The sequence below is a fragment of the Ahrensia marina genome (assembly GCF_042140245.1).
GTDB lineage: Bacteria > Pseudomonadota > Alphaproteobacteria > Rhizobiales > MH13 > MH13.
Window position 1 is genome coordinate 3,014,536 of record NZ_CP159483.1, and the last position, 22,759, is coordinate 3,037,294.

The window sequence follows — 22,759 nt, forward strand, 5'->3', positions numbered from 1 at the left end:
GTTAGGACAGGTCATGGCAGATGCATCACCCTCCATCACCCTTCGCCTTTGCGGACCGCGCGGTTTTTGCGCCGGTGTTGACCGTGCCATTCAAATGGTGGTGATGGCCCTGAAGCGCTATGGCGCGCCAGTTTATGTACGCCATGAGATCGTTCACAACCGTTATGTCGTGGACGGGTTGCGCGAGAAGGGTGCGATCTTCGTCAAAGAGCTGGATGAGATTCCTACAGGCTCCAACGCGCCCGTGATTTTTTCAGCCCATGGCGTTCCGAGATCTGTGCCCGCCCATGCTGAGGCACTGAACCTTCTCTATTTCGATGCCACCTGTCCGCTTGTTTCCAAAGTGCACAAGCAGGCGGCACGACACATGAAGCTTGGCCGTCAGGTCGTGCTGGTTGGCCATACCGGCCACCCTGAGGTGGTGGGCACCATGGGCCAGTTGCCCGAGGGTGCGGTGGATCTCATTGAAACGCCTGATGATGTGGCCGCCTACACCCCGCCCGATCCGACCATGCTGGGTTACGTGACACAGACGACTCTGTCGGTGGATGACACGATGGAGGTGATCGACGCGCTGAAGGTCAAGTTCCCTGAGATCGCTGACCCAGCGGGCGAATCCATTTGCTACGCCACCACCAACCGTCAGGAAGCGGTGAAGGCCGCTTCTCCTGGCACAGACCTGTTTTTGGTGGTCGGGGCACAAAATTCCTCCAACTCCAAACGGCTGGTCGAAGTGGCTGAGCGGGCTGGTGCAACGCGAGGCCTTTTGATCGCAGGGCCGGAGGATATCGATCTGGACTCTGTGTCCGATGGCGACATCGTGGCTCTGTCAGCTGGTGCATCAGCGCCGGAGATATTGGTCGACGGCGTGATCAATCGCTTCAAAGATCGATTCCAGGTATCGCTTGATCTTGTTGAAACGGCCCAAGAAAATGAGCTTTTTCCGGTCGCACGCGCGCTGCGTGACGTTGAGCTCACCCGCGATGACATGCGTTTTGTGAACGGCTGATTCTTCTCCATGGCCGTCTACACTGATGTCAGCGATGCGGATCTCGACGCCTTTCTTGCCGACTATGATCTCGGTGAGGTCTTGGCGTTCAAAGGTATCGCGGAAGGCGTTGAAAACTCAAACTTTTTGCTGCGCACAGAAGCTGGCTCCTACATTCTTACTCTGTTTGAAAAGCGGGTGAATGCGGGCGACCTGCCGTTCTTCCTTGATCTGATGAAGCATCTGGTGGATCGCGGACTGAACTGTCCTCTGCCAATCATGCGCCGCGATGGCGCGGTGCTGGGTGAGCTTTGCGGGCGCCCGGCCACCATTATCTCGTTCTTGGATGGTGTAGCGATCCGGAGACCCCGCGCGGAGCATTGTCGCAAACTGGGCGAGGTGCTGGCCAAATTTCATCTCGCCACGGCTGACTTCCCCACAGGTCGCCCGAACGATCTTTCACTGGCCGGTTGGCGGCAGGTTTATGATGGCATTGCGCCTAAGGAAGCCGATGCGGCCTTTCCAGGCCTGCGGGCGCGGATGGGGCGCGAACTGGACCAGATGGATAAGCTCTGGCCACAAAACCTGCCATCCGGTGTCATCCATGCCGACCTCTTCACCGATAATGTGTTCTTCCTACACAACGACGTGTCCGGGCTGATCGACTTCTACTTCGCCTGTACGGACGCCTACGCCTACGATCTGGTGATCTGTTTGAACGCCTGGTGTTTTGAGCCCGATATGGCGTTCAACGTTACCAAAGCGCGTGCATTGGTTTCCGGCTATCAGAGCGTGCGGCCATTGGAGCGGCAGGAAATTGAAGCCCTACCTCTTTTGGCGCGCGGCGCGTCCATCCGGTTTTTGGTCACCCGTCTCAATGATTGGCTGAGTGTGCCTGAAGGCGCACTCGTGGTGCCAAAAAATCCGCAGGAATACGCGACCAAACTTGCCTTCCACCAAGGCGTCTACGACGCCCGTTTTTATGGGTTGGACTTTGACTGAGAAGCTCGTTGAAATTTGGACCGATGGCGCGTGTTCCGGCAATCCTGGACCTGGCGGTTGGGGTGCGATCCTCACCTTCAATGGCCATGAAAAAGAGCTCAAGGGTGGTGAGTTCGAGACCACCAACAACCGTATGGAGCTGACGGCCGCCATTGAATCCTTAGCTGCCTTGAAGCGCCGATCCAAGGTCGCGGTGCACACCAACTCCTCTTATGTGAAAGACGGCATCACCAAGTGGATGGTGAATTGGAAAGCTCGCGGCTGGAAGACTGCGGACAAAAAGCCTGTCAAAAACAAGGATTTATGGGAGCTACTTGACGCTCAGATTCTGAATCATGACGTCGCGTGGCATTGGGTTAAAGGCCATGCGGGTGATGAGATGAACGAGCGCGCGGACGAGCTTGCCCGCGCCGGCATGGCGCCGTTCAAGCCCGACTACGATCCAGACGCTTAGGCCCACTCACGGGAAGAGCGCGATCTGCTCCAAGCCGAGCGTCTCCTCAAAGCCGAACGCGATGTTGACGTTTTGAAGCGCTTGGCCCGCTGATCCCTTCACCAAATTGTCGAGCGCAGCGATGATGATCGCACGGCCCGCCAGCCGATCCTTGAAGACGCCGATATGGACCATGTTGGAGCCACGCACATTTTGCGTTTTCGGGATCTGGCCTTCTTCCAGCACCAGCACGAACGGCTCGTCAGCGTAACGCTCGACAAGCCCGGTGCGTACATCATCGATGGACACGTTGTCCGCAAGCCTGACGTGACATGTCAGCAGTTCGCCACGCGCCATGGGCACCAAGTGTGGTGTGAACCCGACCGTGATCGCCTGACCGGATGCTTTGGAAAGCTCTTGTTCGATTTCGGGCATATGACGGTGGTGTCCGATGCCATAGGGCGATGTGCCCTCCCCAGCTTCGGAAAAAAGCATGCCTTGCTTAAGCCCACGCCCCGCACCTGACATGCCAGTCTTGGCATCGATGATGATGTCATCAGGCTGGACATGACCATTGGCGAGCGGTGGGATGAGCGCCGTCAGCGCTGCTGTTGGAAAACAGCCCGGACACGCCACGATCTTGGCGCCCGCGATACCATCGCGATTATGTTCTGAAAGGCCGTACGCGGCCTCACCCTGAAGCTCCGGCGCGCCATGCGGGATGCCATACCACTGGGCATAGGTATCAACGTCGCGCAGCCGGAAATCCGCCGACATGTCGACCACCACGCAGTCGGGGTTGGTGGCGCGGATGGCCTTGGTGGTTGCCTGCGTCGTGCCGTGGGGCAGCGCGCAAATGACAAGATCGACGGCGGTCCAATCCACATCATCAAGCGTGACCAAATCCGGCAAGTCGAGCCCGCGCAGATGCTCGAAGACATCGCCGACAGGCTTGCCGGCATGGGTGTTGGCGGTGAGCGCGACGATCTCAAGGTGCGGGTGGCGCAGGGCGAGCCGCATGGCATCGGCGCCTGTGTAGCCGGACGCGCCCAAGATCGCGGTTTTGATGGTTTTGGACATTAAGACGATAACCGGTTTACCTGTGAACTATTTGAATACGGTCGGCTTCAAAAAGGATCGGGAAGTATAGACCTGACTATGATACTAATTACAAAAATGACCAGATACCAATTGCGATGAACCAAGAGACGTTTACCAAATACATATGAAGCGACGTATGCTAAAATTGATCCTATAGTAATAAGAATCATTATTTTTTGCTGATTGGTCTCGGCACTATCCCAAAATTCCGCGTCCCAGAATTGCAGCCAAAGTTCTAACATCGGACTTCTACCAAACTCGCATGACAAACAAAAAGGGCGGCGTGTCGAAACACCCCGCCCCAAAAACCCACATTTGGGATGAGATGTTTAGCGCTTGGAGAACTGGAAGGAGCGGCGGGCTTTCGCGCGGCCATACTTCTTACGTTCCACAACACGGCTGTCGCGGGTGAGGAACCCACCAGCTTTCAGCACGCCACGCAGATCCGGCTCATAGTAGGTGAGTGCTTTGGAAATACCGTGACGCACCGCACCGGCCTGACCGGACAAGCCGCCGCCTTTGACGGTGGCGACGATGTCAAACTGACCATCGCGTGCTGCCGCAACAATCGGTTGCTGCACAATCATCTGCAGCACCGGGCGAGCAAAGTAGGCAGTGAAGTCTTTGCCATTGACGGTGATCTGACCAGAGCCAGGCTTCACCCAAACACGGGCGATAGCATCTTTACGCTTACCCGTGGCATAGGCGCGGCCTTCGCCGTCCAGCTTCTGCACATGCACCGGAGCTGTTTCGGTTGCAGGTGTATCAGCGCCTTCACCAGGAGCCACGCCCATGGCGTCGCCAAGATCTTCAAGAGATGTAATCTGTTCGGCCATTATGCAGCCCTCCGGCTGTTTTTCGCATTCAGCGCTTTGACGTCCAGCACTTCTGGCTGCTGCGCTTCGTGGGGGTGCTCGGCGCCTGCATAGACGCGAAGGTTGGAGAGCTGCTGACGACCAAGTGGGCCGCGCGGCAACATACGCTCGACAGCTTTTTCCACCACGCGCTCAGGGAAACGGCCTTCAAGAAGCGCTTTGGCTGTGCGCTCTTTGATGCCGCCTGGATAACCGGTGTGCCAATAGTACTTCTTGTTCTCGCGCTTACGGCCCGTGAACAGCACCTTGTCAGCATTGATGACGATGATGTTGTCGCCGCAATCAACGTGCGGGGTAAAGATGGGCTTGTGCTTGCCGCGCAGGCGGGTGGCGATGATGGATGCAAGACGCCCGACCACAAGGCCTTCGGCGTCAATGATGATCCACTTTTTCTCCACCTCAGCGGGCTTCGCTGAAAAGGTCTTCATGAGAGTTGGTCCTGGTCTTCAAACGGGCAAAGCGTGCTATGCCAGCGCTCTTTGCGCCGTAAAGCATTGGGCTACGAACCGTTTTGGAAATACGATACCCTTGAGAAGCCAAGCCCCATCAAGGTTGGCGTCTCTATACGAATGCGCGTCGAATGGGTCAAGCCGGAATGTGCGCAATTTCCTTAGATATTTCAGAGCTCTATAAATGCGGTATTTTATTACCACATATCTCAGCAAGCTCAAACCCAATTGACGTGCGCCCGCGTTCTATATAAAGAACGCTCATTCGATATTCAGAACGACCCCCACTGTAGGCGTGGGCGCAAACCGGTGAGGACCAATCATGAGCGACAAACCCCAAGGCTTTAACACGCTGGCAGTGCATGCAGGCGCGCAACCCGATCCAACCACGGGTGCGCGGGCAACGCCGATCTATCAAACCACGAGCTTTGTGTTTGATGACACCGAGCACGCGGCAAACCTTTTTGGTCTTAAGGCATTCGGCAACATCTACACCCGCATTATGAACCCAACGCAAGATGTGCTGGAGCAGCGCGTGGCCGCTTTAGAAGGTGGCACAGCTGCCCTGGCGGTGGCCTCAGGTCATTCAGCACAGCTCTTGGTGTTCCACACCATGCTTCAGCCTGGCGATGAGTTCATCGCCGCCAAGAAGCTTTATGGCGGCTCGATCAACCAGTTCAATCACTCGTTCAAGAGCTTCGGCTGGAACGTGAAATGGGCTGATCCGGACGACATTTCTTCGTTCGAAGCAGCGATCACACCGAAAACCAAAGCAATCTTTATTGAGTCCATCGCCAACCCAGGCGGCGTGGTAACCGATATCGAAGCGATTGCGGCTGTGGCGCAAAAAGCTGGTATCCCGCTGATCGTCGACAACACAATGGCCACGCCCTATCTGGTGCAACCCATCAAGCATGGCGCGAACATCGTCATCCACTCGCTGACCAAGTTCATTGGTGGGCATGGTAACTCGATGGGCGGCATCATCGTCGATGGTGGCAACTTCGATTGGTCAGCCTCTGACAACTATCCAAAGCTCTCAGAAGCACTGGACGAGTATCATGGCGTGAAGCTGCACGAGGCGCTTGGCGGCATCTCCTTTGCCATCGCCTGCCGCGTGCTTGGCTTACGTGATCTTGGCCCGGCCATCTCACCGTTCAATGCGTTCATGATCCAAACAGGTTTGGAAACGCTGCCGCTGCGCATGCAGCGCCACTGCGACAACGCACTGGCCGTCGCGCAACACCTGCAGAACCACGACAAGGTGGCGTGGGTCTCCTACGCTGGGTTGCCGGGCGACAAGTACAACAAGCTCGCCCAAAAATACGCTCCCAAGGGCGCAGGCGCGGTGTTCACCTTTGGCCTCAAGGGCGGTCATGAAGCTGGTGTGAAACTGGTGGAAGGCGTTGAGCTCTTCTCGCACCTTGCCAATATTGGCGACACGCGTTCCCTGATCATCCACCCGGCCTCAACAACCCACAGTCAGCTTTCTGACGAGCAGAAAACCGAAGCCGGTGCTGCGCCTGATACGGTGCGCATCTCAGTGGGTATTGAGGATGTCGCCGACATCATCGCTGACTTGGACAAAGCCCTCGGTTAACGATCACAATCAGGTTTTCCCTGAAGACCGTCTTTAGGCGGTCTCTTGCCAGCGCTTCCTTTGAGGCGCTGGCTTTTTTATGCTGGTTGAGAAGCTGGCGCGTATCCGTGACCGGTGAGCCGCGCTCGGTGCAACACTGCTACGACCAGGATCACAAACGCCCAGAACTGGTGCAACAGTGCCCACTCCATCTCGATCTGGGTTAGAAGGGTGACAATGCCGACCAGCGCCTGCACCAAAAGAGCGATCACCAACGCCGACGCCATTTTCGCATCTTTAGTGTCGTCGGCGACACGTCGCATGCGCCATGCATGGAAGAGCGCGAAACCGAGAAGGGCATAAGCGCCCATGCGGTGGACCCATTGCACGGTGAGCACGTTTTCACCAAAGTTGACGTACCAGGGCGATTGCAGAAACAGTTTGGCGGCGGGCGGGATGAAGTCGCCATCCATCAACGGCCAGGTCGTGTAGGTGAGCCCAGCATCGAGGCCCGCAACCAAGGCGCCGAGGAAAATCTGTACCAAAACGAACAGCGCAAGCAGAGCGGCCATTGTCGCGCCAGGTGCCGCCTCCCCACGCCTTTTCGCCAGATCCAAGTCGATGGGTTTCATCGACTGCGCGACCCAAGCGATGGAGGCCAGAATGATGGCGGCCATGGTGAGGTGAACGCCCAAACGATACTGGCTAACATCCACACGTTCGGTGAGGCCCGATGCGACCATCCACCAACCAATGAACCCTTGCAGCCCGCCTAAAGCGAGCAAGCCAAGCATTTTGGGCATGGACTTTGGCGGCAGTGCCTTACGCGCGGCAAACCAGATCAGCGGCACGACAAAGGCCAGCCCCACAAGACGGCCTAGGAACCGATGACCCCATTCCCACCAATAGATGAACTGGAACTCGGCCATCGACATGCCGCGATTGATGCGCTGGTACTCCGGTATCTGGCGGTATTTTTCCAGTTCGGCTTCCCAGCCTTCGGCACTCAGTGGTGGAATCGCGCCCGTGATCGGACGCCATTCAGTGATGGAAAGCCCTGAGTTGGTCAGTCGCGTCGCACCACCAACAAACACCATTAGAAAAACGAGCGCCGCCACGCTCCACAACCAAATCCGCACGGGTCGGTACGCGTCGCGCGTTTGCTCCGACGTGTCTGCGTTCATCATTGGTGAGGTCACGGCCATTGGCTTTTCGCAACTGTTGTTGAAAACCTAGTTTATGGCGCTCTGGCCCTGTCATGCCTAGCCCCAGCCTTTGCGGCCCGGTGCCGCATCGTCGATATCAGGGGTTGCGGGATGCGTTCATCAGCTTATCTGTGCGCCCATCATCGATAAGACCGGATCATGTCATGGCCCTTCCTACGCGTGCGCGCAAACTGATCGGAACGTTTCTCCTACTGGCGTTCATCATCGTCTACGCGTTCTTGATCATGCTGCTCGGTGTGCGTCTGCTGGAGGACGCATCTCAGGTCTTCTCGATCATCTATTACGTGGTGACCGGTTGTGCTTGGGCATTTCCAGCTATGCTGATTTTGAAATGGATGCTCAGGCCAGACGTGCCACAAAGCTGACGCGGGCCTGCAGTCCTTTTCACACCATCTCTATCTGTCTTACGCCAAGCGCTGCCGTGGCCCGTCCAATGATGTTTGGAGCAATGTCGGAGAGGGGCGTTCAGCAGATCGAGAGAGACCCTAGGCCACTTTCTTAAACTTGTTGGCAAGCAAGAACGGCGCGCCAGACTCAAAAAGCCTGAGGTATCGCTCTTGCTGATAGTCTCCATTCAGCGAAACACGTGGCAAACAGAACAGATGGTCCTTGTGGTCGGCAAAGAGCATGCCTTTGCGTGTTGTGACCGCCGTTTCAAAACCGGCCTCACGTGCCAACGCGTAGTCGCGTGCGTCCGCCGAGCCGCGGTCACCATAGGGAAATGAGAAGTGTTTTGGTCTGCTACCAAGCGCCTCTTCCAACCAATCGGTGCCTTCCACCATCTCCCGCATGGCTTCCTCCGGCGAAAGCCGGGCGATGGCGCGATGGGTCACCGTGTGCGCACCGATGGTGATAAGTGGATGGTTGCTGAAATCTTGAAGCTCTGCGGTTGAAAGGACCAGACGGCGACAAAGCGCATCAAGATCATAGCCCTGGGCGTGCGCCATCTGGCGAACAGCAGCCCGTTGATCATCTTGGCTCATCGCTCGCAGCGTCCAATAGAGATCGAGATAGAAGGCAAGCTTCTCGTCGTCGGTACGAACCGATTGCGGACCCTGCTCCGGCTGGTCGGGCCTCACAAGCGTCTCGGCAGAGCGGATCATCTCTTCCAGAGCAACCCACCACAGCTCACCTGTGCCTTGCGGATAGGACGAGGGAACATAGATCATGGCTGGCGCATTATGCGCTTGGAGAACCGGCAAGGCATGTTCGCGGTTGTCGATATAGCCGTCGTCAAAGGTGAAAACAGCGAACCGGCCTTTGCGAACGGCTGGATTTTTGATTGCTTCAACCGCCTCATCCAAGCTGAGGACAGCAAGGCCTTGAGCCTTGAGCAGTCCGAGCGCGGCGTCAAGAAAATCAGGCGTGACTTCCAGCAGACCGTTGGGATTGAACTTGGGAAACGCGCCAAGTTCATTTTCCAACATGCTGGCGGGGCGAACGCGATGCAGCGTCAGAATCATGCCCAACCCTTCGGACAAGGGTCGCAGCAATGCATGCACACCAAGCGTCTGCATCGCACCAAGTGCGCCCTTCATGAGCCTTACGCGTGTGGATGCCATGGAATGTTCCTTGCCTGATCGTCGCCTTGAACACCCATGGCATGCCAAGCGTTTGAGCCGGCTTAAAACGCTTGGTTGCCAAAAGGTTGAAGCACCCTGCTAGGCAGGAATGGCAGCTTGCAAAGCCGTATGGGCGTGCGGGCGCACGGACAAGATGCGTTCACGGGATACGATGCTGGCCAGCGTGTGGGCCAAGGCATCGATACGCTCAGGCTCACCACACAGCACCATGCCATCATTGATGTTGGCACACTCCAAAAGAAGCTGCGCATCTGAACCGGCATTGACGATAACGGTGTCATAGGCCTCGGCCAGTGCAGACACCACAAGATCGGCAGCATCATCGGCAATCATGGAACGATCAGCCTGTGTGAAACCTGAAGGCACAAAGTGAAGTGGGCTTTCGGGGTCTTTGTGGAGAGCAGCGTCAAAACCTGCCGTTCCCATAATAAGCTCATAGAAGCCAGGGCCATCAGCGCTGATACCGGCACTGCGCAGATCACCGACGCAGTCCATCATCACCACCGAACGTCCGGCATTGGCCATAGCGCGGGCAAGGCGCAAACCCACGTCACCGGCGGATGTCTGCCCGTCAGCAGCCCCCATGGTAATGCGGGTGCCAACACCGGGCTGCGCCAAGCGATGCAGATGCGCGAACAGCAAACGACACTCTTGCAGATCAGACAGCGTGTAGGTCCGCACCATTGGTGCCATGGCTGGAACGGCAGTCTGGCTTGCGGCACTGCTCTGCGCCATGGATTGGAGACGCGCAACAGCGTCGTTGCTGCTATGCGCTGCTGATGCTGGCTGGACAGAAACGGGTTCTTGTTCCGGCGCCATACGCGGTTCAACAGCATCCAAGCTTTCATCGCGCACAGCACCTGCCAAGATCGCGTGACTGGTAACACCAAGCAGTGCCAACGCAACGCTGCCAACAAAAGCGATCATGATCATGGGCAGCGTTTGCGGGAAGATCGCATCTCGCTCGATCTGTGCAGTTTGAATGATTCGTGCATTGGTTGGCAGATCAGCTGCTTCATCACGTGTCGCAGCCTCACGGAAGCGGACCAGATAGCTGGCCAAAAGGTCACGCTGCGCAGCCGCTTCGCGTTCAAGGGCACGCAGTTCAACTTCTGCTTCAGCAACGCGTGAAGCCTCTGCGCTCAAGCGCGCAAGCTCGTCTTGCAAAGCAGCGGCGCGCGCCGCGGACACGCGCGCTTCGTTGTCGAAGCGTTCAGCAATGCGGCTTGCTTCGGCTCGCAGTTGTCCGCCCAGGTCGGAGAGCTGCGCGTTGAGCTCTTGTAAGCGCGGATGCGCCGGCAGCAATGTGGCTGAAAGTTCGGCCACCCGCGCACGCAGTGTGGCTTGCTCTTCCTGCAAACGCTGAGTGAGCGGGGTGGAGAAACTGTCAGGCAACGCAACACGGGTGCCTTGCTGAGCAATCAGCGAACGGATTTCTTCTGCACGCGACCGTGAGGTGGACTCCTCAGCGCGAGCCCGTGTCAATTCGCTGGAGAGTTCAGACAGCTGCTGCGTTGAGAGTGTGCGATCGTTGGTGTCCAGGAAAAGGCCAGAGCCCGAACGGTAGCGCGCGACGGCAGCTTCGGCCTCGTTCACCTGTTCGCGCAACTGCGCAATTTCCGTCTCCAAGAAAGACGTGGCCGACCGTGTGTTCGTCGCCTGCGTGCTGCGCTGCGCGGCTAAGTAGACCTCGACGACAGCGTTGGCGAGTTGCGCGGCCAGCTCTGGGTCGGTGCTTTCGTAACGCACCACGATAACGCTCGAATCGACGATGTTGTAGACACTCAAGCCGCGATCAAACTCGCGATAGACGCGCTCTTCGGGTGACAGAAGCATCGGGTCGTCGGAGAGGCCAAACAGCACGAGCACAGATTTGATCAGCGACAACCCATCCAAGGCGGGATCAAACCGGCGATCATCGCGCAAATTCAAGCGTTCGATCACTTGCTCTGCAACATCACGCGAACGCACCACCTGCACTTGGCTGGCAACAACACGCTCGTCGATACTTGGAGCTGCCTCGCCCTGCTGAACTTCAGGGCGGGTAAACGCGGTTTCCTGGGCTTCAATGAGGATTTGCGCTTCGGCGCCGTATTTTGGCGTTGCGGTCTGTGTGTAGAGGTAGACTAGGCCCGTCAAAACAATGACGAACAGCGCCATGCCAAACTTCATGGCCCACAGACGCCCCAGCAGATGGGAAAGACTTATTTCTTGGGGTGCTTGCACATAGGGGGACGCCAACGCTCTACTCCACGGGTCCAGAAGCCGACTAGAAAGACACAGGCAATGTGACCGACTATGGTAAGCAAGCGGTTAACCGTCCAATGCCTGCATGATGCTTGACGCAACGTAGCGCGACGATCGCCAAAACTCGGCACATCCAAACAACGGTTGATTAACCTTGTTCGATTACCTTTGCGGCCATTAGAAATGTTGCTTGGCTGCCTTTCGCCGCCGCACAGCAACGCACTGTTTGTTGGTTGTAAGGCGTAGCGTGTCATGGTGTTTGGACAGAAAATTCGGCAGATGGGCCTGCTGGTCTCTCTTGCCTTTCTTGGTGGGTGCGCAACTGCGCCGCCTCAGCCGTCCAACTTCAATCCACTCCTTGTTGAGCCTTACGCATTGGACTCTGGTGACGCCCTGCGTGTCACGGTCTTTGAGCAACCCAGCCTGTCGGCGACCTACACAATCGATGTTGAAGGCATGATTTCCATGCCGTTGGTCGGTGACCTTCCCGCGCGCGGCCTGACAACGGACGAGCTCGACACATCCATCACCACGGCGCTGCGTGAAGGGTTTTTGCGTAATCCGGACGTCAGCGTTGAAGTGGCTGCCTATCGCCCCTTCTTTGTTCTTGGCGAAGTGGGCACCTCAGGACAGTTCCCTTATGTCGCTGGCATGACTGTGCGAAGCGCTATTGCGATTGCTGGAGGTTTTTCACCGCGTGCGGTGCGTGAGAATGTGGATGTATCCCGCGTGATCAATGGCGAGGTTGTTGTCGGACGCATCCACTTGAATGAGGCTGTGCGTCCGGGCGATGTCATCACCGTTCGGGAACGCTGGTTCTAATGACCAGGACCGATGGCAAACCCGTGCGGGTGTTGCTGATCACGCGCGCGCCCGTTGGCGGGCTTTGGCGGCATATTCTTGATCTCACCGACGGATTGCTCGATCGCGGTTTTGAGCTCGGCATTGCGGTGGATTCGCTGCGGGCCTCAGAGCATGTCCGCGCCACTCTGAAGCGTTTTGAGCCAAGGCTTGCCCTCGGGGTCCATACACTTGATATCCCGCGTCTGCCTGGCTGGGGCGATCTGCGGCTCTCCATGCAGTTTCGCAAGCTCATCAAGACCGTGCAGCCAGACATTGTACACGGCCACGGCGCTAAAGGCGGCCTCTACGCAAGGCTTTCGGCGTGGCGGACCGAGGCGAACGCCGTTTACACCCCTCATGGCGGCTCGCTGCACTATGATTGGAAGACAATGGGCGGGAAGGTGTTTCTGACGGCAGAACGGCGGCTCATCCCCCTTACCCATCAGTTTCTCTTTGAAAGCCAGTTCAGTGCTGACGGTTTTGAAGAAAAGATTGGCGATACGCAGGGACGTGACAAGGTTGTGTTCAACGGCCTAGGAAGCCGTGAGTTTGCTGGTGGCCCGGTTGTGTTGGACGAGCCAACCCATGACTTTGCCTTTGTCGGTGAAATGCGCGCAATCAAAGGTGTCGATGTCCTGCTCGAAGCGCTGTGCCAAGTGCGGCATCCTGAAGGACGCCCTTTGAAAGTACTGATGCTTGGCGATGGACCGATGCTTGAGGACTATCGCACGTATGCAGAGCAACTTGGTTTGGCCGACGAGGTGTCCTTTGTCGGCCGGCGCCCCGTGCGCGAAGCCTTTGCGGCTACCAACACGGTTTTGGTGCCATCACGGGCGGAATCTCTGCCCTACATCGTGATTGAGTCGATTGCTGCAGGCAAACAGGTGATCGCCACGGATGTTGGTGGCATCAGCGAAATTTTCGGCCCGACGCGAGACGCGCTGGTGCCTGCCGACAATGTGGATGCGTTGGCAGAGGCTATGCGGCAAGCTTTGGAGCCACGCTCGCCGACGACGGAGAGCGTGCTGGAAACGCGCTATGCCTACCTGGCTGCGAACTTTCACGTCGACACGATGGTTGACCAAATCGCTGCAAGCTACCGCAATCTGAGCCAGGCCCGTTAACGCTTTATCAGCGATTGCGGCAAGGTGTTGTTCACCACTTCCCTTAAACGGGCGCAAAGACCACTGCGATACAACGAACCCTAACGACAAGGCGCTGGACCAATCCGGCGCCAAACAAGGGTGCCGTCATGTTGATCGATCGTGGGAGCGTTGCACGCGAGGCCATTCAAGCCGCCAGCGTCGACATTGACCCCTCCACCAGTTCCAACCTTATTGGGGGCGAAGATGATATTCGCCCACTTTCTCAAGCAGCCATGGACGCCGCCCATGCGCTCAAGAGCCATGCGATGTCGCCGGTTATTCTGGCCGGCCTGGTGCGCCTGTTTGAATGGATCGCGATCGCTGGTGTTGGCACCATCATCTACGCCAGTTACCTGGGATCAGAGTTTGGGTTCTCCGTTCTTTATCTGAGCATGATCGCTGGTGTATCGACAGCAGCCGTTGGCATCTTTCAGCTTCTCGGCCTTTATACCCCTTACGGCTTGCGTTCGGTTGTGCATCAGGGTCTTCGTCTGGTGGGCGGTTGGACGGTCCTGTTTGCTCTGATGCTGGCCTTTGGTTTCTTCACCAACGTTGGTGATGATCTCAGCCGCGTATGGGTCGGCCTTTGGTTCGCCGTTGGTCTGCTGGTGTTGATGCTCTACCGCGCAGGCGTGGTGACGCTTGTGGGGCATTGGACAAAGGCCGGTCGCCTACAGCGGAGCGTTGCGCTGGTTGGCGGCGGAAAAGACGCAGAGAAGCTGGTGGAAGCTCTGCGGAACTCAGCCAACAGCGATCTCAATCTGATCGGCTTTTTCGATGACCGTGGGGATGACCGAAGCAAACAAACATGCGGAGGGCTACCAAAGCTCGGCTGCGTTGATGATGCCGTTGCATTTGCCCGCATGGCAACGCTGGACATGATCATCGTGACACTGCCGGTAAACGCTGAAAAGCGTGTGCTCGACATGGTGCGCAAACTCTGGGTTTTGCCCATCGACATTCGCCTGTCGGCACACACACAGAAACTGCGCTTTCGTCCCCGCGCCTACAATTACATTGGTAATGTACCGTTTCTGGCGATCCTTGATCGACCGCTGGCCGATTGGGACTATGTCGCGAAATCGGTGCTCGATCGCGTGCTTGGCTTTGCGATGCTGGTGGCCCTGTCACCGGTGATGCTGGCCACGGCGCTTGTGGTGAAACTGGATAGCAAAGGTCCGGTGTTCTTCAAGCAGCGGCGCTTTGGCTTCAACAACGAACCGATCGGCGTCTACAAGTTTCGCTCCATGTACACCGACATGTGCGATGCCAAGGCCAACAAGCTGGTCACCAAGGATGATCCGCGCGTCACCCGTGTTGGGCGGTTCATACGCGCCACCAGTCTGGATGAACTACCGCAGCTTTTCAATGTGGTGTTCAAAGGCGATCTATCGCTGGTTGGCCCGCGTCCTCACGCCATGGCCGCCAAAGCAGCCGGCGGCCTCTACCATGACGTGGTTGATGGCTATTTTGCTCGCCACAAAGTGAAACCTGGCATCACCGGTTGGGCCCAGGTCAACGGCTGGCGCGGCGAAACGGACACGCTGGAGAAGATTGAACGGCGCGTGGAACATGACCTGTTCTACATCGAAAACTGGTCGATCCTTTTTGATCTGCAGATCATTGCTATGACGCCGCTGGCCCTGCTGACCAAAAACGAGAATGCGTACTGATATGCGCAGCTCGCTATTGATGAAAACACATCGACGACCCCCCCGTTGGGATTTCCTTTATGGCTGACGTCTCGACAGTCCCGTGGAATGCGTCACGCACGTTCTGGCACGTCAGGTCCTACCTGTTCTTTCTTGGCGTGATTGCCATGAACTACACTTGGATGCGGCCATCTCCTGTGGATCTGATTTTCCTCAGTGCTTTGGGCGTGTGCGTGGTGATCAATCAGCCAATACGCACGCATTTCGTTGCCTTTTTCGCCATTATCGTGGCCTGGGTCTTTTCTTACATGAATGCGTCGCTGCCCTATGCAGGGGACAGCAATGTTCAGCATGAACTGCTGGCAAAAACGTTTGTCGCGCTGCTGGCCATCTTGTCCGCCTACATCGCATCGACATGGCGACAAGCGGATTTTGCCGCATTTTTCAAAGTTTACATGATATCGACCACTATTGCGGCGACCATCGGCATCGTCGCGTTCGCAATAGGGCATCCCAGTCTCACATGGGATGGGCGCGCGATGGCGTTCATTGATGACCCCAACATGTTCGCCTCCTTTTTGATCCCAGGTGTTTTGGCAGCCATCTTCTTGGTTAAACACCGCCGAATCTCCTGGATTGTTGGAATGGCTTGCGCGCTGGTTATCGCGGTCGGTGTGATGGTCGCCTTTTCACGTATTGCCTCAGCTGCACTGATTTTTGTGGTTGTTGGCTATCTTGGCTTTCTCAATCGCCACAAACTTCCTGTTTTCATCCCAAAGCTGATTATCGTGACGCTGCTGGCGGTGTTTGCCTTGGCCGTCGCACTGTCGCTGTCAGAAGAGTTCGCAACCAAGTTTTTTGAACGCCTCACCTTTGTGAAAGCCTATGACTCCGGTCGGGAAGGTCGCTTTGGTCGCTATCTGCTCGTGCTGCCGATGATCTTGCAAGATCCAGTTGGCGTTGGGGTGCTGCAGTTGGAACGCATCTTCCCAGAGCCCATTCACAACATCTTCTTGAGTGCCTTTGTGAACTATGGCTGGCTTGGTGGCATTTCGTGGCTTTTCCTCTTCTTTGGATCGTTGGTGGCAGGTCTGCGGGGCTATATTCGCACCGGCTCTGACGTGCCGATAACAGTCATGTTTGGTGTGATTGGAATCGTCCTGTGCGCCAGCCTGCACGAGGCGGAACACTGGCGCCATTTGTGGCTGTTCCTGGGATTGGCCTGGGGATTTTCGGCAACCAGCTTTGGGTGCTTGCACAAAGCACCTGACACAGGCTATGTGCCGTCCGTCGGGGCGTAGCGCAGCCTGGTAGCGCGTTCGTCTGGGGGACGAGAGGTCGTGGGTTCGAATCCCGCCGCCCCGACCATTTTCAGGACCGTGTTAGATCAATCAAAGAGCTGAACTTCGTCCAGATAGATGGTGTTGTCCGTCTTCGATAACGTGCGCTCGGCTTCTGCTTTTTCACGCGCTTTTCTCTTGTCGTCCTGACGTAGCCGTTCGGTGATCAAGGGGTGCTGTGGGCCAAAATAGTGCTCGGTGCGCAGATAGGGTCGCGGATGCAGAATGGTTTGGCGGATTTGGGTGTAGAGGGTTGCCGGGGCCACCGGCTTGGCCACATAGCCATTCACACCAAAGCGCAGAGCGCGCTCAATGCGGCGCTGTTCATCGTGGCCAGACATCATGATGACCGTTTGGAAAGCACCTGGATGCCCTGGGGTGCGAATGGCGCGCATCACCGACTCGCCTGAGCGGTCAGGAAACTCCCAATCCAGCAGAACGATATCGTGGTTGCCGGCAAGAATGGCCTCATAAGCCTCTCCGCCCGTTGAGACCTCTTGTATGTGGCGCACGCCAAACGCTTTGAGCACCGATACCACCAGTCGGCGCATGAACCGGCTGTCATCGGCAATCAAGAACTGGACGTAAGACAGGTCGAGGCTGGACTTCAAAGGAGCCTTCAAGGGTCTATCACCTGCGCCGAGGCTGAAGAGGCTGTTGGTGCGGGCCGGGCCTGATCCAGCTGCGACTTACACTCCATCAGCGTGCGCAGCGCTTTCACCAGTGACTTGGTTTGATGCGGCGCGAGCTGACCACCAACCTCGGATGCACCTGGTGCCACTGTTGGCTGAGCAACCGTGGGCGCTGGTGTCGCAGGATCTACAATCGACGGTACGGTGGGCAGTGGTTGATTCTGCAACACCGGATTTGGCAGTGGTTGCGTGTGAGTGGGCGATTGCGGGAGCTGTGGCTCCGGTGGCACAGGCGCGACAGGTTGGTTCATCGCCTGCGAAACAGCTGGCTGTGGTGAAGCAGGCTGAGACGGCACCATCTGGGTTGGCGCGGGCTGTGCGCCATCGGGCTCGGGTTCAGCGACAAACCTTAGACCCGAACTTGGCATGAGCGGCGGCGAGGCAACTGGCACCGGAGCAGTTGGCGGCATTGGTTGCGCTGGTTGAGGTTGGCGTTGCTCCGGCTGAATGGGCTCTGGTTGCGGGTTGGCAAGCGCAGCACGCACAGGATCTGGTCGAGGTGGCGACTGCTCGGCGCTTTGTTGCGGTGCTGGTTCTGGCTTCGGCTGCGTCGACTTGGATGCAACGTCCGGCAGAGCCGGTCCTTGGTCAGCAAAGGAAACGACATGCGCAATGCCTTGCTCGCGCAAAATGCGCTGCACACCTTTGATGGTGTAGCCTTCATCGTAGAGTAGATGGCGAATGCCTTGCAGAAGTGCGATATCGCCGGGGCGATAGTAACGCCGGCCGCCGGAGCGCTTCATCGGCTTGATCTGACTAAAGCGGGTTTCCCAAAAGCGCAGAACGTGCTGAGGCAAGTCCAAAGCATCGGCCGCTTCGCTGATTGTGCGAAACGCTTCCGGACTTTTGGCCGAGGCACGCGCCATGTCGCTGCAACCCCCTCAATGACACCGATTTGACGAACTTTTTATTCTTATATTTCAATGACTAACGGTAGTTATCGTACGAATCATTGAAGAAGCCAGACTTTACGTCATGTCGCCAAACGTACCAACAGGTCTATGGTTGAATGATGACGAAAAGTTAGCAATCCATGCGATTTGTTGCGTTACGACGACAACGTTTTCATTGATAAAGTCTTGGAAGACTATGCATCTACAATGAGACCTGCAACAGGCGGACTGTCTAACTCTTGTGGCCGTTGTCGACCTGTTCTTTGAGAATGTTGGAAGGCTTAAACACCATCACACGGCGCGGGGTAATCGGAACTTCTTCGCCAGTCTTTGGGTTGCGTCCGATGCGTTCGTCCTTGTGACGCACAACGAATGTGCCGAAAGAGGACAGCTTAACATTCTCGCCAAGGACAGCTGCCGCCGCAATTTCTTCAATCACTGCTTCGACCAAATCGGCCGCCTCAGTCCGCGACAACCCTACCTGTTGATAGACGGCTTCGCATAGATCAGCACGCGTAACGGTTCCACCAGCCATAACCCTCTTGGCCCTTTTCCTGTTCGCCCCAGCGACCCCTCGCCTTGGAGGACAAGTCTTAAGCGATGAGTTTGCAGCGGGTCAATTCAGTGGAGGGCAAAAATAGCTAGAAATATCAGCATCAAGCGCAATAGGCGGGCATTCTTGCGCAGTGGGTTACATGCGCAACAGGCAGGCACCCCAGGTGAAACCGCCCCCCATCGCTTCAAGCAGCACAACATCGCCTGTCTTAATGCGTCCGTCGTCGACCGCTTCGCTGAGCGCAAGTGGGATGGATGCCGCCGATGTGTTGCCGTGATGATCAACGGTCGTAACGACCTTGGCAGGGTCGATTTTGAGCTTGTTGGCCGACGCATCAATAATGCGCTTGTTGGCCTGATGTGGCACAAACCAGTCGATGCTATCACCATCAAAGCCGGTTTGCTCAAAGACGTCGACAATCACGTCAGTGATCATGCCCACGGCGTGTTTGAAAACCTCTTTGCCCTGCATGCGCAGGTGGCCCGCCATCTGATTGGTCGACGGGCCGCCATCGACATAAAGCTTCTCGCGATGATTGCCGTCTGAACGCAATGATGAGGCGATGATACCTGGGCCATCTGAACTCATCGGACCATCGACGGCATCCAACACGACAGCCCCTGCCCCATCGGCAAAAAGCACACAGGTCGTGCGGTCTTCCCAATCAATGATGCGCGAAAAAGTCTCAGCACCAATCACCAAAGCCCGCTTGGCAAGGCCTGCTTTCAGCTGGCTATCGGCATTGGCGATTGCGTAAACAAACCCTGAGCAAACGGCCTGCAAATCGAAAGCATAGCCATGGCGGATGCCAAGCTTCTGCTGAACTTGCGTCGCAGTGGCCGGAAAGGTGTAATCCGGTGTGGCGGTAGCCAACACAATGAGGTCTATTGACTCCGCATCAACGCCAGCATTGGCAAGCGCAGCTTTGGCAGCCTCAAAGGCGAGGTCGCTGGTGCGCTGGTCTGGGTCAGCAATGCGTCGTGACTTTATGCCCGTGCGTTGGACGATCCACTCATCTGAGGTGTCCACCATCTTCGCCAAATCATCATTGGTGAGGATCTTTTCAGGCAGATAGCTACCGACACCCAAAAGACGGGTGTGGCGTGTGGTGGAAGCTGCAGGTGTCATAAGGCCTCGGAGATTGGGGTATCTTCCTCGACCGAGGGAGAAGGTGTAGGATCAGTTTCTACGCTGCCTCGCCCAGCTTGGGCAAGCTGCGCAGCAATCTTCTCACCAAGCTCGTTGATGACCATGGTTCGCGCAAGATCAACAGCAGCAGCAAAACCCAGCGCATCGGCGCCGCCGTGGCTTTTCACTACTGTTCCGTTCATGCCCAAAAACACGCCACCATTCACCCGGCGTGGATCCATTTTCATGCGCAGTGCGTTGAACCCGGGGCGCGCCAACAAAGCACCAAGCTTGGTGCGCAATGTTGCCGTCATCGCATCACGCAAATAGCTACCAATCTGTTTGGCCGTACCTTCCGCCGTTTTCAGAGCAATGTTGCCCGAAAAGCCCTCTGTCACGATCACATCGACATTGCCCGAACCAATATCGGTGCCTTCGACAAACCCGATATAGTCCATGCCTTCATAGGCAGCATCTTTCAGCCGCTGACCGGCCTCGCGGATTGGCTCCAAGCCTTTGACTTCCTCCACACCCACATTGAGAAGGCCGATTGTGGGGCGCTCAAGGCCAAACAAAGCACGGGCCATAGCTGAGCCAAGCAAGGCAAAATCAACAAGCATGTCAGCATCAGCGCCGACGGTTGCACCAACATCGAGCACGACCGACTCATTGCGCGCAGTTGGCCAAATGGCAGCGATACCGGGGCGTTCAATGCCTTTTTGCATTTTCAAACAGAACTTTGACATCGCCATCAATGCGCCAGTGTTGCCAGCAGACACGCAAATATCTGCGTCACCAATTTTTACCTGCTCGATGGCTTTCCACATGGACGAGGTGCGCCGTCCTTGGCGCAAAGCTTGAGAAGGCTTGGCATCCATTGCGATGGCCACATCGGTGTGAACGATGGACGTGCAGTCTTTAAGATTGGGGTACTTGGCCAAAATCGGCGTGATGACGGTCTCATCGCCCACCAGGACAAAGGCCAATTCCGGATGGCGCTGCCGTGATATGGCAAGCCCGGGAATGACGTCGATGGCGCCGTTGTCGCCGCCCATCACATCTACCGAGATCGTTACCGTGTTATCTGTACGCGTCATCAATGCTTTCAAAGTGTTGGGGCCCGACGACACCGAAGGTCGCAAAGAACGTTCGCATTCCTATAGCCGAATCTTGCCCGGATAAAGGGCACATCATGATGATGAGGATGCAACGCGCCGTTTGACTGATTTACCTGAGATGTCAGAGTTTGAGGTCTTTAAGCACAGCGAACGGAGAGGTTTTCTCTTCAATCTCATCATCGCCGTCCTCATCGTCTTTTTCGCTTGGTGGAGCCAGATCAGGGTGCCGAGGAAAGGGATCAAGAGCCAAACTGAAAAGCTGGTAGCCAAGGTCAGAAACCGACGCTTCGCCGTGAACCAGAGGTTCAACCTCATTGTCATCCAACGGGTCGAAATCGATGAGGTTGTTGTCGTGCTGGCCTTCACCGAACACCTGATCGAATGGCACATCAAGCGATGCCGGGTACGGTTTCAACGAGACGCCACACACATAGGTGACGTCGGCGGTCAGGTCGCCCTCCACCCGCAGTTTTCTACCCTTCATACCGAGCGCCGTGGCTTTCAGACGAAAAGCCTCTACGGAGGCCAAGCCGTTTTCATGCGCCAGCACAGCGCGCTCCTCGGGGAAAGCTCAAGCTTTACCCTCACCGGACTTCTGCGCGCGGTTTCTGCGAGTACGGTGAGCGCTGGAAGGTCGGTCTTATTCACTTTCTGATGTTCAGCCATGCTTTGTCCGTTAGGCTGCGGCCTGATCAGGATGGGCAGGCCATGCCAATGTTCCGCTGAGCACTGTTTCGTCATCTTGATCGATCAGCGCCTGGTCAGCGGCCTGAAGATATTTGGCAAACGCCAGTGCATCGACAGCGTAAGGTTCCGCCTCATCTTCGGCTGATGCTTTGTCGGCACCAAATACGATGCCGCCGGCGTTGCGTTCAACAGCATCCACCAAAGCGTCCTGATCATTGGCATCAAGAGCATCGCCAAACGCCTGTCCGCGCCCCAGATAGGCTGTGGCAAGTGTTTTCAGTCGTTTGGGCACATTGCGATCGCTCACGCCGGTATCACGAAGAACACGATCCAAGTCTTTGAACATCAAGTCAGAAAAGGCTTGTGATCGCGCTGCGGCTTCCTCTGCGCGAGCGCCTTCAATTCTCTTCAGCCGACGAAAGACAAGAATGGCGTGGGCAATGAGCGTATCAAACCGCCCCCCAATGGTGTCGGGCACGCCCCAGGCCTCAAAAAAGATGGGTTGGCGCGACTGATCCATCACGCTTTGATAAAAAGCGTAAGGCGTCATATCTTTACGCCGTTTCCATAAACCGAACACCATCGTGTTGCCCTATTTGGTCATCTTGGGTAGGTCCGGACGCACAAGGGTCTTTTGGACCATTCGCTTAAGCCCGCACCCATGTGCGTATGCTTTGTGTATTGAGGAGGTATAGGGTTGGCACAGGTTGGATTAAAGGGGGCATCCCCGATTGGCGTCGCACAACCCAGCAGCAAACCAACACGAAGATCGCTTATGATGGGCGTTGCAGCTCTGGGTGCTGCGTTTGCACTGTCTGCTTGCAACACCACCGAGGTGCGCAATCACGGCTTCATCATGCCAGATTCGGGCCTTGAGCAAGTGCCGGTTGGCTCCTCAAAGAACCAGGTTCTGATTGTGCTTGGCACACCTCAAACCACGGCGACGCTGGACAATGAGGTGTTTTATTACATCTCGCAGCGCAGCGAACAGACCTTTGCGTTCTCGCGCCCTGAAATCACCGACCAGCGTGTGCTTGCGGTCTATTTTGATGAAAATGAGCTCGTGGCCCGCATCGCCGATTACGGCCTGCAAGACGGTGTGATCTTTGACTTTGTTAGTGAGACGACACCAACCGGTGGTGCTGATTTGACGTTTATCGGTCAGATTCTCGGTGGACTTGGGTCAGCGCCAACGAGTGTCTTCTAAGCCCGACCAGTTACA

22 protein-coding genes, 1 tRNA gene and 1 pseudogene are annotated in these 22,759 nt (G+C 56.5%); 11 read left to right on the top strand and 13 right to left on the bottom strand.

What is annotated here, in order from left to right; translation table 11 throughout:
• The first annotated feature begins 13 nt into the window (after positions 1-13).
• Genes ispH through rnhA form a run of 3 tightly spaced genes read left to right on the top strand, consistent with a single transcriptional unit; the run spans position 14 to position 2,444 of the window.
• Positions 14-1,009 carry a 4-hydroxy-3-methylbut-2-enyl diphosphate reductase gene (ispH, locus tag ABWH92_RS14670; protein WP_375569579.1) on the top strand — a complete coding sequence of 332 codons (996 nt, stop codon included), beginning with the start codon at positions 14-16 and terminating at the stop codon, positions 1,007-1,009.
• Positions 1,010-1,018: 9 nt separating this feature from the next.
• Entirely contained in the window at positions 1,019-1,990 is a 972-nt protein-coding gene (gene thrB / locus ABWH92_RS14675) for a homoserine kinase (RefSeq protein ID WP_375569581.1), read from the top strand.
• Entirely contained in the window at positions 1,971-2,444 is a 474-nt protein-coding gene (gene rnhA / locus ABWH92_RS14680; protein WP_375569583.1) for a ribonuclease HI, read from the top strand. The genes thrB and rnhA overlap by 20 nt, the downstream gene beginning before the upstream one ends.
• 6 nt (positions 2,445-2,450) lie before the next feature.
• On the opposite strand, the gene argC is transcribed toward rnhA, so the two are convergent.
• From argC to rplM, 3 genes are all read right to left on the bottom strand, one after another.
• On the bottom strand, positions 2,451-3,503 hold the full coding sequence (argC, locus tag ABWH92_RS14685) for an N-acetyl-gamma-glutamyl-phosphate reductase (protein WP_375569585.1): 1,053 nt from the start codon (positions 3,501-3,503) through the stop codon (positions 2,451-2,453).
• A 350-nt stretch (positions 3,504-3,853) separates the two neighbouring features.
• Positions 3,854-4,360, bottom strand: coding sequence for a 30S ribosomal protein S9 (gene rpsI / locus ABWH92_RS14690; RefSeq protein WP_375569587.1), 507 nt, complete (start codon positions 4,358-4,360; stop codon positions 3,854-3,856).
• Positions 4,360-4,827 carry a 50S ribosomal protein L13 gene (gene rplM / locus ABWH92_RS14695; RefSeq protein ID WP_375569589.1) on the bottom strand — a complete coding sequence of 156 codons (468 nt, stop codon included), beginning with the start codon at positions 4,825-4,827 and terminating at the stop codon, positions 4,360-4,362. The genes rpsI and rplM overlap by 1 nt, the downstream gene beginning before the upstream one ends.
• Before the next feature lie 343 nt (positions 4,828-5,170).
• Between rplM and ABWH92_RS14700 the strand changes: the two genes are divergently transcribed.
• Positions 5,171-6,448, top strand: coding sequence for an O-acetylhomoserine aminocarboxypropyltransferase (locus ABWH92_RS14700; RefSeq protein ID WP_375569591.1), 1,278 nt, complete (start codon positions 5,171-5,173; stop codon positions 6,446-6,448).
• A gap of 77 nt (positions 6,449-6,525) precedes the next feature.
• On the opposite strand, the gene ABWH92_RS14705 is transcribed toward ABWH92_RS14700, so the two are convergent.
• Positions 6,526-7,632, bottom strand: a complete 1,107-nt coding sequence (locus tag ABWH92_RS14705) for a COX15/CtaA family protein (protein ID WP_375569593.1) — start codon at positions 7,630-7,632, stop codon at positions 6,526-6,528.
• Positions 7,633-7,796: 164 nt separating this feature from the next.
• Here ABWH92_RS14705 and ABWH92_RS14710 point away from each other — a divergent pair, with 164 nt between their 5' ends.
• Entirely contained in the window at positions 7,797-8,018 is a 222-nt protein-coding gene (locus ABWH92_RS14710; RefSeq protein WP_375569595.1) for a DUF2842 domain-containing protein, read from the top strand.
• A 120-nt stretch (positions 8,019-8,138) separates the two neighbouring features.
• Here the strand turns inward: ABWH92_RS14710 and ABWH92_RS14715 are convergent, their stop codons facing one another.
• Together ABWH92_RS14715 and ABWH92_RS14720 are read right to left on the bottom strand one after the other, a co-directional pair.
• Complete coding sequence (locus ABWH92_RS14715) at positions 8,139-9,215, bottom strand: polysaccharide deacetylase family protein (RefSeq protein WP_375569597.1); 1,077 nt, start codon at positions 9,213-9,215, stop codon at positions 8,139-8,141.
• 99 nt (positions 9,216-9,314) lie between these two features.
• Positions 9,315-11,477: a GumC family protein gene (locus ABWH92_RS14720; protein ID WP_375569599.1), complete on the bottom strand. Its 2,163-nt coding sequence runs from the start codon at positions 11,475-11,477 to the stop codon at positions 9,315-9,317.
• Between the two features lie 258 nt (positions 11,478-11,735).
• Here ABWH92_RS14720 and ABWH92_RS14725 point away from each other — a divergent pair, with 258 nt between their 5' ends.
• The 5 genes from ABWH92_RS14725 (at position 11,736) to ABWH92_RS14745 (ending at position 16,491) form a co-directional block, all read left to right on the top strand.
• A complete protein-coding gene (locus tag ABWH92_RS14725; RefSeq protein ID WP_375569601.1) occupies positions 11,736-12,305 on the top strand; it encodes a polysaccharide biosynthesis/export family protein in 570 nt (189 codons plus the stop codon).
• The gene (locus tag ABWH92_RS14730) at positions 12,305-13,450 is read left to right on the top strand and encodes a glycosyltransferase (protein ID WP_375569603.1); all 1,146 of its coding nucleotides are present in this window, start codon (positions 12,305-12,307) and stop codon (positions 13,448-13,450) included. Before ABWH92_RS14725 ends, ABWH92_RS14730 begins: the two co-directional genes overlap by 1 nt.
• A gap of 128 nt (positions 13,451-13,578) precedes the next feature.
• On the top strand, positions 13,579-15,144 hold the full coding sequence (locus ABWH92_RS14735) for an undecaprenyl-phosphate glucose phosphotransferase (RefSeq protein ID WP_375569605.1): 1,566 nt from the start codon (positions 13,579-13,581) through the stop codon (positions 15,142-15,144).
• A 59-nt stretch (positions 15,145-15,203) separates the two neighbouring features.
• Positions 15,204-16,424, top strand: coding sequence for an O-antigen ligase family protein (locus ABWH92_RS14740; RefSeq protein WP_375569606.1), 1,221 nt, complete (start codon positions 15,204-15,206; stop codon positions 16,422-16,424).
• Positions 16,415-16,491, top strand: a tRNA-Pro gene (locus ABWH92_RS14745). The genes ABWH92_RS14740 and ABWH92_RS14745 overlap by 10 nt, the downstream gene beginning before the upstream one ends.
• Before the next feature lie 19 nt (positions 16,492-16,510).
• Here the strand turns inward: ABWH92_RS14745 and ABWH92_RS14750 are convergent.
• The 7 genes and pseudogenes from ABWH92_RS14750 to ABWH92_RS14780 form a co-directional block, all read right to left on the bottom strand.
• The gene (locus ABWH92_RS14750) at positions 16,511-17,074 is read right to left on the bottom strand and encodes a response regulator (RefSeq protein WP_375569607.1); all 564 of its coding nucleotides are present in this window, start codon (positions 17,072-17,074) and stop codon (positions 16,511-16,513) included.
• Between the two features lie 8 nt (positions 17,075-17,082).
• Positions 17,083-18,021 (bottom strand): MerR family transcriptional regulator, encoded by a 939-nt coding sequence (locus ABWH92_RS14755; protein WP_375569608.1) that lies wholly within the window; start codon positions 18,019-18,021, stop codon positions 17,083-17,085.
• A gap of 259 nt (positions 18,022-18,280) precedes the next feature.
• Positions 18,281-18,601: pseudogene (locus ABWH92_RS14760) on the bottom strand (integration host factor subunit alpha); the annotation flags it as partial.
• A gap of 138 nt (positions 18,602-18,739) precedes the next feature.
• Complete coding sequence (locus ABWH92_RS14765) at positions 18,740-19,732, bottom strand: beta-ketoacyl-ACP synthase III (RefSeq protein WP_375569610.1); 993 nt, start codon at positions 19,730-19,732, stop codon at positions 18,740-18,742.
• Positions 19,729-20,829 (bottom strand): phosphate acyltransferase PlsX, encoded by a 1,101-nt coding sequence (plsX, locus tag ABWH92_RS14770; protein ID WP_375569613.1) that lies wholly within the window; start codon positions 20,827-20,829, stop codon positions 19,729-19,731. The genes ABWH92_RS14765 and plsX overlap by 4 nt, the downstream gene beginning before the upstream one ends.
• A 142-nt stretch (positions 20,830-20,971) precedes the next feature.
• A complete protein-coding gene (locus ABWH92_RS14775; RefSeq protein WP_375569615.1) occupies positions 20,972-21,400 on the bottom strand; it encodes a DUF177 domain-containing protein in 429 nt (142 codons plus the stop codon).
• Between the two features lie 126 nt (positions 21,401-21,526).
• A complete protein-coding gene (locus ABWH92_RS14780) occupies positions 21,527-22,087 on the bottom strand; it encodes a ubiquinol-cytochrome C chaperone family protein (protein WP_375569616.1) in 561 nt (186 codons plus the stop codon).
• A 225-nt stretch (positions 22,088-22,312) separates the two neighbouring features.
• Here ABWH92_RS14780 and ABWH92_RS14785 point away from each other — a divergent pair, with 225 nt between their 5' ends.
• Positions 22,313-22,744: an outer membrane protein assembly factor BamE gene (locus tag ABWH92_RS14785; protein ID WP_375569618.1), complete on the top strand. Its 432-nt coding sequence runs from the start codon at positions 22,313-22,315 to the stop codon at positions 22,742-22,744.
• The last annotated feature ends 15 nt before the right edge of the window (positions 22,745-22,759 follow it).